The sequence below is a fragment of the Deinococcus radiotolerans genome, assembly GCF_014647435.1.
Taxonomy (GTDB): Bacteria; Deinococcota; Deinococci; order Deinococcales; family Deinococcaceae; genus Deinococcus; species Deinococcus radiotolerans.
Genome location: NZ_BMPE01000002.1, coordinates 302,503 through 315,970, shown reverse-complemented (window position 1 = coordinate 315,970; position 13,468 = coordinate 302,503). Strand labels below are relative to the sequence as shown.

At 66.6% G+C, this 13,468-nt stretch carries 7 protein-coding genes; 4 read left to right on the top strand and 3 right to left on the bottom strand.

Features of this window, described 5'->3' with window-relative positions:
* Window positions 1–11 precede the first annotated feature (11 nt).
* Entirely contained in the window at window positions 12–1,514 is a 1,503-nt protein-coding gene (locus IEY63_RS07445) for an amidohydrolase (RefSeq protein WP_189068358.1), read from the bottom strand.
* Between the two features lie 63 nt (window positions 1,515–1,577).
* Between IEY63_RS07445 and IEY63_RS07440 the strand changes: the two genes are divergently transcribed.
* The 4 genes from IEY63_RS07440 (at window position 1,578) to alaS (ending at window position 8,007) form a co-directional block, all read left to right on the top strand.
* Window positions 1,578–2,612, top strand: a complete 1,035-nt coding sequence (locus tag IEY63_RS07440) for an AfsR/SARP family transcriptional regulator (protein WP_189068357.1) — start codon at window positions 1,578–1,580, stop codon at window positions 2,610–2,612.
* A 102-nt stretch (window positions 2,613–2,714) separates the two neighbouring features.
* A complete protein-coding gene (locus IEY63_RS07435; RefSeq protein ID WP_189068356.1) occupies window positions 2,715–4,571 on the top strand; it encodes a glucosaminidase domain-containing protein in 1,857 nt (618 codons plus the stop codon).
* 72 nt (window positions 4,572–4,643) lie between these two features.
* Window positions 4,644–5,201: a hypothetical protein gene (locus tag IEY63_RS07430; protein WP_189068355.1), complete on the top strand. Its 558-nt coding sequence runs from the start codon at window positions 4,644–4,646 to the stop codon at window positions 5,199–5,201.
* Between the two features lie 130 nt (window positions 5,202–5,331).
* The gene (alaS, locus tag IEY63_RS07425; RefSeq protein WP_189068354.1) at window positions 5,332–8,007 is read left to right on the top strand and encodes an alanine--tRNA ligase; all 2,676 of its coding nucleotides are present in this window, start codon (window positions 5,332–5,334) and stop codon (window positions 8,005–8,007) included.
* Between the two features lie 54 nt (window positions 8,008–8,061).
* Here the strand turns inward: alaS and IEY63_RS07420 are convergent, their stop codons facing one another.
* The gene (locus IEY63_RS07420; protein WP_189068353.1) at window positions 8,062–8,526 is read right to left on the bottom strand and encodes a hypothetical protein; all 465 of its coding nucleotides are present in this window, start codon (window positions 8,524–8,526) and stop codon (window positions 8,062–8,064) included.
* Entirely contained in the window at window positions 8,523–13,466 is a 4,944-nt protein-coding gene (locus IEY63_RS07415) for a DUF5724 domain-containing protein (RefSeq protein ID WP_189068352.1), read from the bottom strand. Before IEY63_RS07415 ends, IEY63_RS07420 begins: the two co-directional genes overlap by 4 nt.
* Window positions 13,467–13,468 lie beyond the last annotated feature (2 nt).

Here is a 13,468-nt window from a genome sequence, read left to right as displayed (position 1 = left end):
CCTGCCTGAGTTCACAGCACCAGCGCCCGCGCGTTCCCGCCCAGGCGATCCCACAGGGTGAACGCCGCGCGGGACCCGGGCCGGATGACGCCCTCATCGTCCCAGCCCGCCGCCAGGGCGGGCCCGCGCGTGTGCGCCCACAGGACCTCATGCTCCGTCAGCGCCTGGTCCGGCGCGAGGCGCGCCCCGCTGTCATCCACGCGCGTGATCGCCGCCGCAAAGTTCGCGCGGTACTCGGGCGGGGCGACCGGCGCGTCACTGCCAAACGCCAGGACCGCCCCGGCCTCCTTCAGGGACCGGAAGGCGTAACTGAGGCCCTCCAGGTGCGGCATCAGCTCACGGATCATCGGGCCATCCGCCTGCAGATGAATGGGCTGCACACTGGCCGTCAGGCCCCGGAAACGCGGCAGGTCCTGCGCGCGCAGATGCTGGGCGTGCTCGACGCGCAGGCGGATGCCGCGCGCCTCGGCGTGCGGGCGCAGCGTGTCGTACGCGTCCAGCACCTCGGTGTTCGCGCGGTCCCCGATCGCGTGCGTGACGGGCGTCAGGCCCAGCTCGATCGCCTCACGGCCCAGCGCCGCGATGAGGTCCGGCGGGTCCAGCGGCATGCCTGTCCCGGAGCCGTCCGCGAAGCCCGGCGCGTGCAGCCACGCCGTGCGGCTTCCCAGCGCGCCATCCGCGAAGAACTTCACGCCACCCCACTGGAACAGCCCGCCCGGCGCGCGCGCCAGCCCCAGCGCCCGCGCGTGCCCCAGCCGGTCATGCGGCAGGCACGCCCACACGCGCAGCGGCAACTCGCCCCGCTGCGCCAGGGTCTGCAGCGCCCGGGGCGCCTCGGACGCCTCAAAGGCCATGGTGTGCGCACTCACGTACCCCCGCGCGGCCAGGTCCTCCGCGCCCGCCCGCGCCGCCGCCAGGTAATCCGCCTCCTTGGGTGCGGGAATCACGCGCGCCACCAGATCCGAGGAGTGCTCCAGCAGGCAGCCCAGCGGGCGCACGACCCGCCCCCCCTCCGGGTCCGGCGTGCCCTCGTGAATCCCGGCCAGCCGCAGCGCCGCGCTGTTCACCCAGCTCAGGTGCAAGTCCCGCGAGTACAGCATCACCGGATGATGCGGACTCACCTCATCCAGCAGCGCCGCCGACGGGTACCCACCCAGACCCAGTTCCGACAGCAGGAACCCCCCACCACGAATCCACGTGCCGGGCGGCGTGTTCATCACCTGCTGCGCCACGCGCGCCTGCACCTCCGCAACACTCCGCGCCCCATGCAGACTCACCTGCGACAACGAGAACCCGTACGTCACGAGGTGAATGTGCGCCTCCGCCAAACCCGGCGTGAGCAGCAGATCCCGGTGATCCAGCACCCCCGCACCCGGCGCGAGCGCCCGCATCTCCTCCCGCGAACCCACCGCCAGCACGCGCCCACCCCCCACCAGCACCGCGCCCACCTCCGGCCGCGCGTCATCCAGCGTCCACACGCGCGCCACCACGACCTGCACATCCTGAGTTCCCATGCCCGCCCAGCCTACGCCACGCACGCCACCCCCGCCCCACCCCGCGCCTGTTAGACTCAGCGCATGCCCCGCATCCTCGTGGTGGATGACGACGCCGCCATCCTCAAGCTTGTCAGCGTGATCCTCTCCCGCGCCGGGCACGAGGTGCGCACCAGCACCCACCCCGTCGAAGCCCTCGACCTCCTGAAAGTCTTCACGCCCGACCTCGTCATCAGCGACGTCGTCATGCCCTACATGACCGGCCTGGAATTCCTGGAGAAAGTCCGCGCGCACGAACAACACGCCAGCCTCCCCTTCATGCTGCTCTCCAGCCACGCCGAACGCGGCGACGTCCGGCGCGGCATGAACCTCGGCGCGGACGACTACCTGCCCAAACCCTTCACCCCCCAGGACCTCACCGGCGCCATCGACGCTCGGCTGCGCCGCGCCGGCCTGAACCAGCAGAACGAAAACCAGATGCAGGCCAAAGGCCTCGGCACCGCCCAGGTCATCTGGAAAGGCAGCACCGTCACCTGGGTCAGCCGCAAAGCCCTCGAACTGTTCTTCTACCTGCTGGAACACAAAGAAGTCACCAGCTGGGAAGCCGCCGAGGCCCTCTGGCCCGAAAAGGACGAGGCGCGCGCCAGCAGCCTCTTCCACACCACCCTGCACCGCCTGCGCCGGTCCTTAAGCAACGAAGCCGTCGTCAGCACCAACCGCCGCTACGCCCTCGCCAGCGACCTGAACCCCGAATACGACGTGCAACGCTTCGAACTGCTCGCCGCGCAGGCCGAACAGGGCAGCCTGGGCCTCGAAGAACTCCGTGAACTCGTCGCGCAGTACGGCCACTACCTTCCCGGCACCGACAGCCCCTGGGCCGACGACGTCCGCGCCCGCCTCGAACAGAAACAACTCACCCTCCTCGGCATTGCCGCCCGCGCCGCCACCTCCGCCGGACGCGACCGCGACGCCGCCCAGTTCCACCAACGCGCGCTGGCCATCGACCCCATGAGCGAACACGACTGGCAGGGCCTCGCCAAAGCACTCGACACCATCGGCGACCCCCGCGCCCGCCTCGCCGCGCAACGCGAAGCATGGTGGGCCGTCGACCTCGACTGACACAGACAAAACAGCAGGCCCGGCACACCAGTGACCGGGCCTGCCTCACATGAGGCACACCCACAGTACACCGCCCGGTACCCTAACTGAACCGGAGGTCACATGTTCGACACCAGAGAGCCCCTCACCGGCAAAGCACCCCAACCCAAAACCCCCACCCCAGCCGCACCCCGCCCTCTCAAAGCAGGCACCCAGAGCTGGCAACGCACCTTCCGTGGCACCGCCAACGGCATCACCTTCCAACTCCGCATCATCCGCCAACCCAACGGCCACCTCACCGCCCGCTACCAGGCCACCCCCGGCCAAGGCAGAGGCTGGCACCTTGAAGGGCAACTCCGCGACGACAACACCTTCAACCTACAAGGCACGGAAAATAATGCCGAGTTTCAGGGGAAGATCAGCCCGGACGGTAAGACTGTCACCAGCAATTTCTCCAATGAAACTGCATCTGGTGCCTTCAAAGCCTCGAGTTTGACACTTTCAGCTATTCCAGTTGCACTTCTCCCTACGCGCGCTCCTGCAACGGTTTTAACTCAGACACCTTCAGTTGAGAATACGGAAAGTCCAGCGCAGACGGCGCATATAGATAGATCCAAAGTTTCCCAGAGTGTAATCGCCGCTCTTAATTCTTCAAATTACACGCCAAAAACAATGGTGAAGAAGGACCGACACGAAGTATTTTTTAATATCGTTAAATCATTCCGGAGTTTAGGGGTGCCGCACCCCGAGCTTATTGCTGCACAGTGGGCCACCGAGTCAGGATGGGGACAATCACACTCAGGAAAGAACAACGTATTTGGAATTAAAGAATTTGACCCTAACAGGCCCAGAACATTTGCACCAACAAAGGAGTGGGATCCAAGGCTTCAAAGATTAGTTAACAAAATGGAACCTTTTGCTGATTATAAAGATTATGCAGACGCATTTATAGCTCGAGCGAATTTTACAATTGATAATCCAAGATATGCAAAAGCTGGATATTTTGAGGCAAAGACCTTGAGGGAGGCGGCATACGCAATAGATAGAGCCGGGTATGCCAATACAGGCAAACCAGGGGCATACGCAGAAAGTCTAATCGCAATCATGAGAGGATGTGGGATTGATGTCGAGAAGACCATATCGGTCGCCGCAGGCAGTTCTCAGTCACAAGCAGCGGTTGGAGGAAGTCAGAGTGCAAAATCTTCGACACCTCCAGATCAGCTGGATAAACTCATCAATCTCAATTCATACAAAAAAGCCTATACCATAAAAGAAATAAACCTGGCTCGCTCTTTGATAGTTAAATTACAAGATAATAAGATGAAGGGCGATTTATTCGAAATACTTCAAACTAAGATACCTTATCGCAATCAGAGGAACAATCAATCCATTGGCTTGCAGTCCGACCGATGGTCCTATACAGGTCGGGATGGAAAAACTCATTGGGTGATCTATACGGGTAAGCCTATAGGCGATATTATGTGTAATTTGACATCTCTAACAATGGTTATGGAAACATTGGGCATAGAAAATCCTTCCGATGGCCAGTATGAGGATTTCCTAGAGAATGTGAGACGTAAAAACAGCTTGCCGCCCAGAACAACAGAGGGCGGTTGGGAAGGTGTCGCTCGAGAGCTTAAAGCGAGGAAGGTAATGCGAAAGGACAAGTTTAGAGGCGACTACACTGAGTGGAAAGATGAGATTCTTCCATGTTTAAGAAATGGCAATGGAGTTATGATGAGCCTGAACGGCCATATTATTAGACTCCAGTCAATCACAAACGAGGGCATCACAGTTGACGACCCCTACGGCAGGCTGCCCAGCCTGTTGAACTACAGGCCGAGCAACGTTACAGGAAGTTATAATGGAAATCTCAATGGAAAAACCAAAGAGGCGGGAGTTGGCGAAGATACAGTTTTCCCCTGGAATCAGGTCAGTAAGTTTACATTTCATTGGATTGCTGCGTTTGAGAGGAAATAAATGAAGATATTCATTAGTAGTTTTGCCATACTTGCTTCATGCTCAATCAGCGGCGCAGTCAGCATAGATTCTATGTGGCAAATTCTGCCCCCATACGCAATACCAATTCTTAAGTATGATCCAGAAATAGTAAAAATGCAAACCCTAACGTCCTCATCAAGGGCTAGATTATTAACTTCTCCCAATAGCATGGTAGACCGCAAAAATCAGTACGCAATCCTCGATCTCGCCGAAGGCGGCTATCTTGAATTCACCGTCTGGAATGGAAAGGGTGGGTCTGGCGCGGTGGGTTTAAACCGTTATCGTGGAGATGAGGATGTGCAGGCGTTATATATGTTTGATTCAGCGTTCAAACTGCGAAACATCACCAATATTTTGCGGGTTTCATCTACAGACGCTGAGGCGTTTTACAGAAAGATCACGGGCGTCAATCCGAAAGGTCCGGTGCGGACGTCAGTGAACCTACCAAGGTTCGGGACGAGCATCGTGATCTCCCTGAAACCAGATGACGCCCGGCTGCTCGCAAAGTGTACGGTTCTGGCGAATAGCGAGTACACATGTGGGGATCGTCTGGACGTGTTGAAGCTGGTGTGGACGGGCTCGGGATTCAAGCGGGTTCCGTTGCGGTGAAGCTCCGTCTGCTTACGCCTGGGCGTCCTGCCTGGGCGTTTTTGTCTGCCTGGGTAGGCCAGTCGGCGTGCGCGTGGGCCGTCTGTTAGGCAGGGTGTGCGTTCTGGGTGGGCGCGCTAGACTTTGCGTTATGACGGTTTCGCTGACGACGGCGCAGATTCGGGAGAAGTACCTGCAGTTCTTTGAGGGGAAGGGGCACCTGCGGTTGCCGAGTTACAGCACGGTCGCGCCTGATCCGACGACGCTGTTCACGGTGGCGGGGATGCAGCCGTTCAAGGATCAGTTCATGGGTGCCCCGGCGGTGTTTGATGGCGTGGCGAACAAGCGCGTGACGACGGCGCAGAAGTGCCTGCGGATCGGGGATATTGAGAACGTGGGCCGGACGCTGCGGCACTGTTCGCTGCTGGAAATGTTGGGGAACTTCTCTTTCGGCGATTACTTCAAGCAGGAGTCGCTGACGTGGGCGTGGGAGTTCCTGACCAGCCCGGAGTGGCTGGGTCTGGACCGCGCGCGGCTGTACGTGACCATCTATGAGGAGGACGAGGAAGCCTTCCGCATCTGGACCGAGGTGAATGGTCTGCCGGCGGATCACATCCTGCGGTTCGGGGCGGATGAGAACTTCTGGCCGGCGGACGCGCCGAAGGAAGGACCGAACGGACCGTGCGGGCCGTGCAGCGAGATCTTCTATGACCGGGGCCCGAAGTACGGGAATGACACCTGGGCGGAGTACGCCGAGACCCGCGAGAGTGCGCGGTTCCTGGAGATCTGGAACAACGTGTTCCCGCAGTTCGACCGTCAGGACCCGCTGCCGGACGGTACGCCGGTCCTGAAGGACCTGCCGTTCAAGAACATCGATACTGGCATGGGCCTGGAGCGCATCGCGACCGTGGTGCAGGACGTGTACGACTTCTACAGCAACGACGTGTTCGCACCGATCGTGGCGAAGGTCGCCGAGCTGAGCGGGCAGGCGTACGAGGGGCCGCAGAGTGTGTCCCACCGCGTGGTGGCCGAGCACATCCGTAGTGTGAGCATGGTGATCGCGGACGGCAGTGTGCCGAGCAACACGGGGCGCGGGTACGTGGTGCGGAAGATTCTGCGCCGCGCTTGCCGTCACGCGTACCTGCTGGGTCTGCGCGAGCCGAGCCTGTTCAAGCTGGTGCCCATCGTGGCCGAGCGCATGGGTGATGCGTATCCGGAACTGCGCGAGAACCTGGCGAAGATTGAGGCGACGGTCCAGTCCGAGGAGGAGCGTTTCCTGAAGACGCTGGAGGGCGGGATTCAGCGTCTGGGTGGGCTGCTGTCGGGCATGGAGCGCGGCGCGGTCCTGTCCGGGCAGGACGCGTTCGTGCTGTACGACACGTACGGCTTCCCGGTGGACCTGACGAAAGAGATCGCGGAGGAGTACGGCATCACGGTGGATGAGGCCGGGTACGCCGAGAGCCTGGAGAACGCGCAGGAGATCGCGCGGGCCGGGAGCAAGTACGGCAAGAGTGAACTGTTCGGCGGGAATCAGGAGGCGCTGGAAGGCCTCGCACGCACGGAGTTCGTCGGGTACGACGAGCTGAGCGTGGAGGCGGACGTGGTGGCGCTGGTGGGCGCGGGCGAACGCCTGAGTCACCTGCCCGCCGGGTCGGAGGCGACGGTGGTGCTGTCCCGCACGCCCTTCTACGCCGAGGGTGGCGGTGAGGTGGGCGACACGGGCCGCCTGGAGTGGGACGGCGGCGCCGGGATCGTGCGGGATACCCGCAAGACGCCGCAGGGCGTGTTCCTGCATGACGTGCTGGTCGAGGAGGGCGAGCTGCGCGAGGGTCTCAGCGTGCGCGGCGTGGTGTCCGGTGAGCGCCGCGCCACCGAGCGGCACCACACGGCGACGCACCTGCTGCACGCGGCGCTGCGGGCGGTGCTGGGGGACGGCGTGGCGCAGAAGGGGTCGCTGGTCGCCCCGGATCGCCTGCGCTTCGACTTCTCGCACGGGGCGGCCCTGACCGCGCCGGAGATCGCGGCGGTAGAACTGCTCGTGAGCCGCTGGGTGAGTGCGAACTTCCCCGTGACGTGGCAGGAGATGCCCATCGCGGACGCGAAGGCCGCGGGCGCGACCGCGTTGTTCGGCGAGAAGTACGGCGAGACCGTACGCGTCGTGCGGGTGGGCGGCAGCGTGGAGTACGCCGGGCAGCCCGTGAGCAGCATGGAGCTGTGCGGCGGGGCGCATGTGCGCCGCACAGGGGACATCGGCGCGTTCGTGATCCTGGGGGATGAGAACGTGGCCGCCGGGGTGCGCCGCATTGAGGCGCTGGCCGGGGACGCCGCGACCGCGTGGGTGCGCGAACGCCTGAACGCCGCCGCGAAGGTCGCCAGCCTGCTGAACACGGGCGTGGACGGCCTGGAAGCCCGCGTCAGTGGCCTCCAGTCGCAGCTGAAAGCGGCCGAGAAGGACGTCACGGCCGTCAAGCGGCAGCTGGCCGAGGCGCAGATGGGCGGCGGGAGCGGCGGCGCGGCGCAGACGCGCGAGCTGGGCGGCTTCAGGGTCGCCGCGCTGAAACTCGCGGGCCTGGAAGGCAACGAGTTGCGCGGCGCGGCCGACAAGCTCCTCGACCAGAGCGGCGCGGACATGGTGGTCGTCGCGGGCGAGAAGGGCCTCGTGGTGAAGGCCACGAAGGACGCCGTGGGCCGCGGCGCGCACGCCGGGCAGCTGATCGGGAAACTCGCCGCGGCGGGTGGCGGTAAGGGCGGCGGCCGGCCCGATATGGCGCAGGCGGGCGTGACCGACGCGGACGCCGCACTGGGTGCACTCGACTCGGCCTTCTGACGTCTGACGCGCGAGGGCGGCACTGGCATCCCAGCGCCGCCCTCTGCGTGGGCTTCAGGGGGTGGGTGGCGGCCCGAAGCGCACCCGGAACCCCTGCTCTTCCTCGTACCACGGCGCCCCTGGGATCGTGCGTGCATCAGACCAGTGGCGTTTCAGCGTCAGGAACTGCAGGTTCAGGCGGATCACCTCGCACAGCTCCTGAAAGTCCACCTCGGCCTCGGCGGTCCGGTCGAAGTAGGTCATGCCGGACCAGAGGTGCGCGCGCCCGCCGCGCCGGATCACCTGGCCTTCCTCGCGGAGGTTCACGCCGTGGCCGTCCAGCAGACTGAGGATTTCGCGCAGGAAGGCGGGGTCCTCGCTGTCTTGCAGCCAGGAGGCGTGCAGGAAGGCGCAGGTGGCCACCAGCCCCTCGGGGGGGCCAGTGGCACTCAGGGTCAACTGCACCTGTGCGGTGCGGGGGTGCAGGGTCATGCCGGTCAGGCGCAGACCAGTGAGGATCGGGACGGGCAGGGTGTTCACCGCAGCTGTTCGAGGATGGTGGGGTCCTGGATCTGGCGATCCTGGGCGAGCAGGAGGGCTTTGCTGATGACCTCGGCAGTGCGGGGGTCGGGGTCGGCGAAGGGCAGGAAGATCCGGCCCTGCTGCTGGTTGTGCACGGGGATGATGCACAGGTACCCGCCGGGCTGGCGGTGGACGGTGCCGCTGCCGAGGTGCAGGGTGTAGCAGGCGTGGTGGCCTTCAATGAGGGCGTGGTCGTTCTGGATGCGGACGTTGCCCAGTTTGAGGAGGCGCAGGGTTTCGCGCAGGAGGGCGGCGCGCATCTCGGTGGTGCTCTGGGTGGCTTCGGGGTCAACGCCACCGACGTGGGCGACGGAGACGACCAGGTCGAGGTCGCGCAGGGTCTCGCTCAGAAGGCGAGGGGGCACCTCACTCAGGGGCATGGGTTCGGTGGCGTCGCGGCGGATGAAGTACGCGGCGTTCAGCGAGGTCCCCTCGACCTCGTTGGGGGTGCCGTAGCCGACGCTGGTATCAAGCCAGACGTTGATGCCCTCGGCGTGCCAGGTCTTGCGGACACCTTCCTCGGGCACGGTGATCCAGCCGCGGGTTTTCAGGAGGGCGGCGGCCTTGCCAGGCTGGACGTGCTGGTCGGTGTAGCGGGTGACGCGCCGGGCGCCCTGCTCGGCAGCGGTGAGGGGGTAGTACTCGCGGAACACCTGCTTGAACGGCTGCGTGATCTGGCGGTCCATGACCTGCGCCTGGAAGGCGGGCCAGTGGCCGCTGGTGTACAGGTCGTGCGGGTGCGCGAGGCGCAGGGCGTGGTCGAGGGTGGGCTGCGGCCCTGCGGGCGTGTCGAGGGTGTCGCCGGTCCACCAGCCGAGGTACGTTTCGTTCAGCACCCACACGAGGCTGCGCAGCATGGGCGCGATGACGGGGTGTGCGGCGAGGTCGGTGAGTTCCTGCGGCTGGAGGTGGTCACCGCGGATCATGGTGTCTTCCAGCGCGGCGCGCATGCGCCTGCGGGTGGCGCCCAGTTCCTTCGCGGCGGCTTGGAGGGCCTGCACGTCCGGGCGTTTCTTCAGGGCGGGCGGCAGGGCCTTCAGGACTTTGTCGCCGCGCGTGACGGTCAGGCTGGCCTCGCCGTCCGGGCTGAGGTGAATGCCCACGCGGAGGTCGCCGTCGGTGACGGTCTGCGTCCAGTCGGGGGCGGTGCGGGCCTCCATGGCCCACATCAGGCGCTGCGGGTCGGCGTATCCGGCGCTGCGCGCGAGGTTGAGCAGGCCGATGTCCGCGGCGCGGCGTTCACTGGCCTGCCGCTGCGCGCCGAACTGCCGGGCGTCCCGGCGGAAGTCGCTGATGAGGCGGTAGCGGCCTTCCAGTTCCCGCGCGGCCTTCCCTTTCGCGCGGGCGAGGGGCAGCAGGCCCAGGGCGCGCACGGCGTCTTGGTTGCGTTTCGCTGTGATGCGGGTGGTCAGGTCGTCTTCCTTCAGTTCGCCCAGGATGGCGCGGGCGTACGTCTCGGCGCGTTTGTGCCCGCCGCTGGAGGACGCGTACTTGGCAGCGTCGAGCAGGGCGCTGAACCTCGCGCCGCCGAGTGCTTTGTAAGTCTGGCGGAACCACGCGACGTCCACGGCGCCCTCGGTCAGGTCGGTGGGGCTTAGGGGCGTGCGCTCGCCGATCTCGGCCTCCCAGGCGTCACGGACTTCCTGCGGGACGCTCCAGTTGCTGTCGCGGGTGTGGGCGTGCAGCCAGTACACGCCGTCCTTCAGGCCGCGCCAGCCCAGCGCGTCGGCGACCAGCGGCGCCCACTGCGGGGCGAACATGGCGAGGTCCAGCAGGCGGGCGTCTGGCAGGTTCAGCGCGGCGGCCTGCGCGCGGAAGGACTCGGGCGTGTCCCCTGTCTGGGGAAACGCCACGCGGATCAGGTGGCTGAAGGTCACGTCGCGGCTCTCGTTGCGGCCCTGATAGCCGCGCTTGAGGGGATTCTTCCCCAGGCCGGCCAGGAGGCGCAGGGCCAGGTCCGCGCCGTGGACGCTGCGCAGCGCCAGGGCGGGCGCGGTGGCGGGGGTCTCCAGGTCACCGCGGGCCAGTTCCAACTCCAGCACCCGGTCGCGGACGCGGGCCACGGCGGCCTCCCAGTCGGGGTGGGTGGGCCACTCGGGTTTCAGGGTGCGGCGGGTGTAGGTGCTCAGGTCGTCGAAATCGTGGCCGTAAGAGCCGTAGTAGGACCCGTGGCGTTCGGGCCGCGGGCCGATCAGCGCATCAAGCAGGTCATCGCTGGTGGCCCAGCTCTGCGCGTAGGCGTGCAGCAGCAGCGCAGTGTTCACGCGCTGGCGGGGCAGGTTCGGGTACCCCGCGCCGCGGTGCAGGTGCAGCGCCCAGAAGCGCCGCTGCTGCTCGGGCGTCCAGGTGCGCCAGTCGCCGCGCGGCATGACGGGATTCAGCAGGTCGCGGGGGTCCTCCTGCCACCAGGTGCGCTGCGGGTCGGTCTGCATACGCGCGTCTCCTGGCAGGTAGACAAGCGCGGTCTCCCAGGCGTCCAGGGCGAGGTCGGTGTCCGTGGGTGTGGCGTGCGCCGCGTGCAGGGCGTCCACGATCACGCGCGCCAGGTCCGGGTGTTCCAGCCGCAGCGTGACCAGCGGCCCCAGCGTGCGGTGCAGCGTGCGGCGCAGCAGGTCCTGCCGCTCCTCCACGGCGCTGCGGGCAGCCTGATGCTCGGCGAGGTCGTCCTCGTCCGCGTCGGCCAGCAGGTCGTCGAGCCCTTCCTGGTCGAGGCCCAGCAGGTCCAGCACGGCCGTGTCGAGTTCGGCAGCGTCGAGTGCGGCGGCCTGCGCGCCGTTCCCGTCCAGTTCGTCCTGAAGTTCCGTGCTGGTGGTCTCGGTGCGGTTCACGAAGTGGTTCAGCGCCCAGTGCAGCCGGGTCAGGTCACCGTCCTGCGCGTCCGGGCGGCCCTGCCACCAGCCGGTCCAGACGTCCCACAGGGGCATGGGCTCTCCGTCCTTGCCCGGGCGGAGCTGCCAGGGGCGCACGTTGCCCAGCAGCTGCGTCTCCTGGCCATCCCAGCCGGCGCCGGTCAGCGGGGTCTCGCGGTGGGCGACGAGCAGGGCGTCCAGGGCGCGCAGCAGGGCCGCGCCGCGCGTCACGTCCGCGGGGTAGTCGCGCTCACGGGGCTGCGGAGCCGCGAGCCGGGTGAGGCGCGCGGGGTCGAACAGGCCCAGGCCGTCCTGAAGGCTGAGCTGCGTGTCCGGTTCGGTCAGGCGGGCCAGCAGGGTCGCCTCGGTGACGTTCTTCGGCTTGAAGTCGGCGGGCGGCGTGCCCCCGGTCTCGATCAGGAGTTGCAGGCCCGCCTGCCGCTGATCGGTGTTGGGTCCGGTCAGCAGGGCGTCGGCGCTGCGCTGCGCCTGGGCGGGGTCGCTGGCGAGCAGGCGGATCAGGCCGCGGCGCAGGTCGGCACTCTTGCGTTTCAGCAGGCCGTGCACCACGTCGACCTCGGTGGGGTCGGGCGTGAAGTGCGCCATGACGGTCACGGCCTCCTGCGACACGCTGCTATTGCGGTCCTGGAGCAGCGTGAGCAGCAGCGCGCGGGTGGGCGCGTCCAGTGGGTGAGCGGCCGCGTGGTCTTTCAGGCTGCGCAGCAGGGCGGTCTTGCCGTAGGCGCTCATGCTGCCCAGGTGCGGGGCCAGGGCCGTGAAGGGCCGCTCGCCGCGCAGGGCGGGCAGGGCGTCGAGCGCGTCCGCGCGGGCGGGCACGTGGCCCAGCCAGGGGAACAGCAGCGGCTCGTGCCGGGCGCTGTCCGGGAGGCGCAGGGCGTACGCCTCGAACTGCTCGAAGCTGTAGGGGAACGAGCCGATGCCCCAGCGGTTCACGGCATTGCCAGCCAGCGCGGCCACGCGCAGGTCGGCGTCGGTCAGCAGGGCGCGGCGGTCGGCGTCGGTCAGCAGCTCGGCGGCCGTCAGGAACTGCGCGGCGGCCATGCGGCGGGCCGGGTCGGCGTCCGTCAGGACCGTGCGGGCATGGTCGGCGGCCTGCACGGCGTCGCGCATGCCCAGCGTGAACAGCGCGAGGTACGCGTCCACGCCTTCGCCGCTCTGCACGGCCACCCGCGCGGCCTGCGGGTCTTCCAAGAAGGTCAGCGCGCGGGTGAGGTGCGCCCGGACGACCTTCAGGTCGGTCACGTCGTAGTTCAGGCCGAACCACACGCACGCGGCGCGCAGCGTGGCGGCGAAGCGCAGCAGGTCCTCGCCGAGAATCAGGCGCAGGGTGCGGGTGAAGGCGTCCGCACTGGCCTCGTCCACGGTTTCGAGGATCACCTGCCGCAGGCCCTCCTGGCGCTGCGCGGCGAGCAGCAGGCCCTCGGCGAGCGTCCAGGCGTCCCCTCTGGTGCTGCTCAGCAGGGCCAGCGGCACGTGGCGGCCCATGCGGGCGACCGGGTGCTGCGTGCCCGCCGTGTCGCGCAGGATCTGGTAGACCTCCTCGTCCCCGTCGCTGATCGCCTGACCCAGCAGCAGGCCCAGGCCCTGGGATTCCCAGGGGTTCAGCAGGCCCGCGTGCACCGCGAACCACTCGGCATTCTGGGGGTAGTCGCGGGTGGTGTGCCACGCCTGCCACAGCCAGTGGGCGGCGTGCACGGCGGCCAGCCGGTGGGCGGGGGCGCGGAAGGCGCGGCGGGCGTAGCCCAGCGGGTACGGGTGGCGGGTCAGCAGCGCGTCCAGCGTGCGGGCGGCCAGTGCGGGGATCTGCGGGAAGAACGCGGCGGCCAGGGCTTCGCGGTCGGCTGGGGTGCTGGCGTGCAGGGCGTCCACCAGTTCGTCCTGAAGGCGCTGGCGTTCCTGCTGGTCGCGGCCGCCTTTGATGTGCGCCTGGATCAGGGTGGGCCACGGGGCGGGCAGGGCTGCCACGCGCGTGTCGAAGCCGGGTTTCCAGGGTTGCTGGAAGGTCCGCAGGTGGTCCTGAATGTCCATAG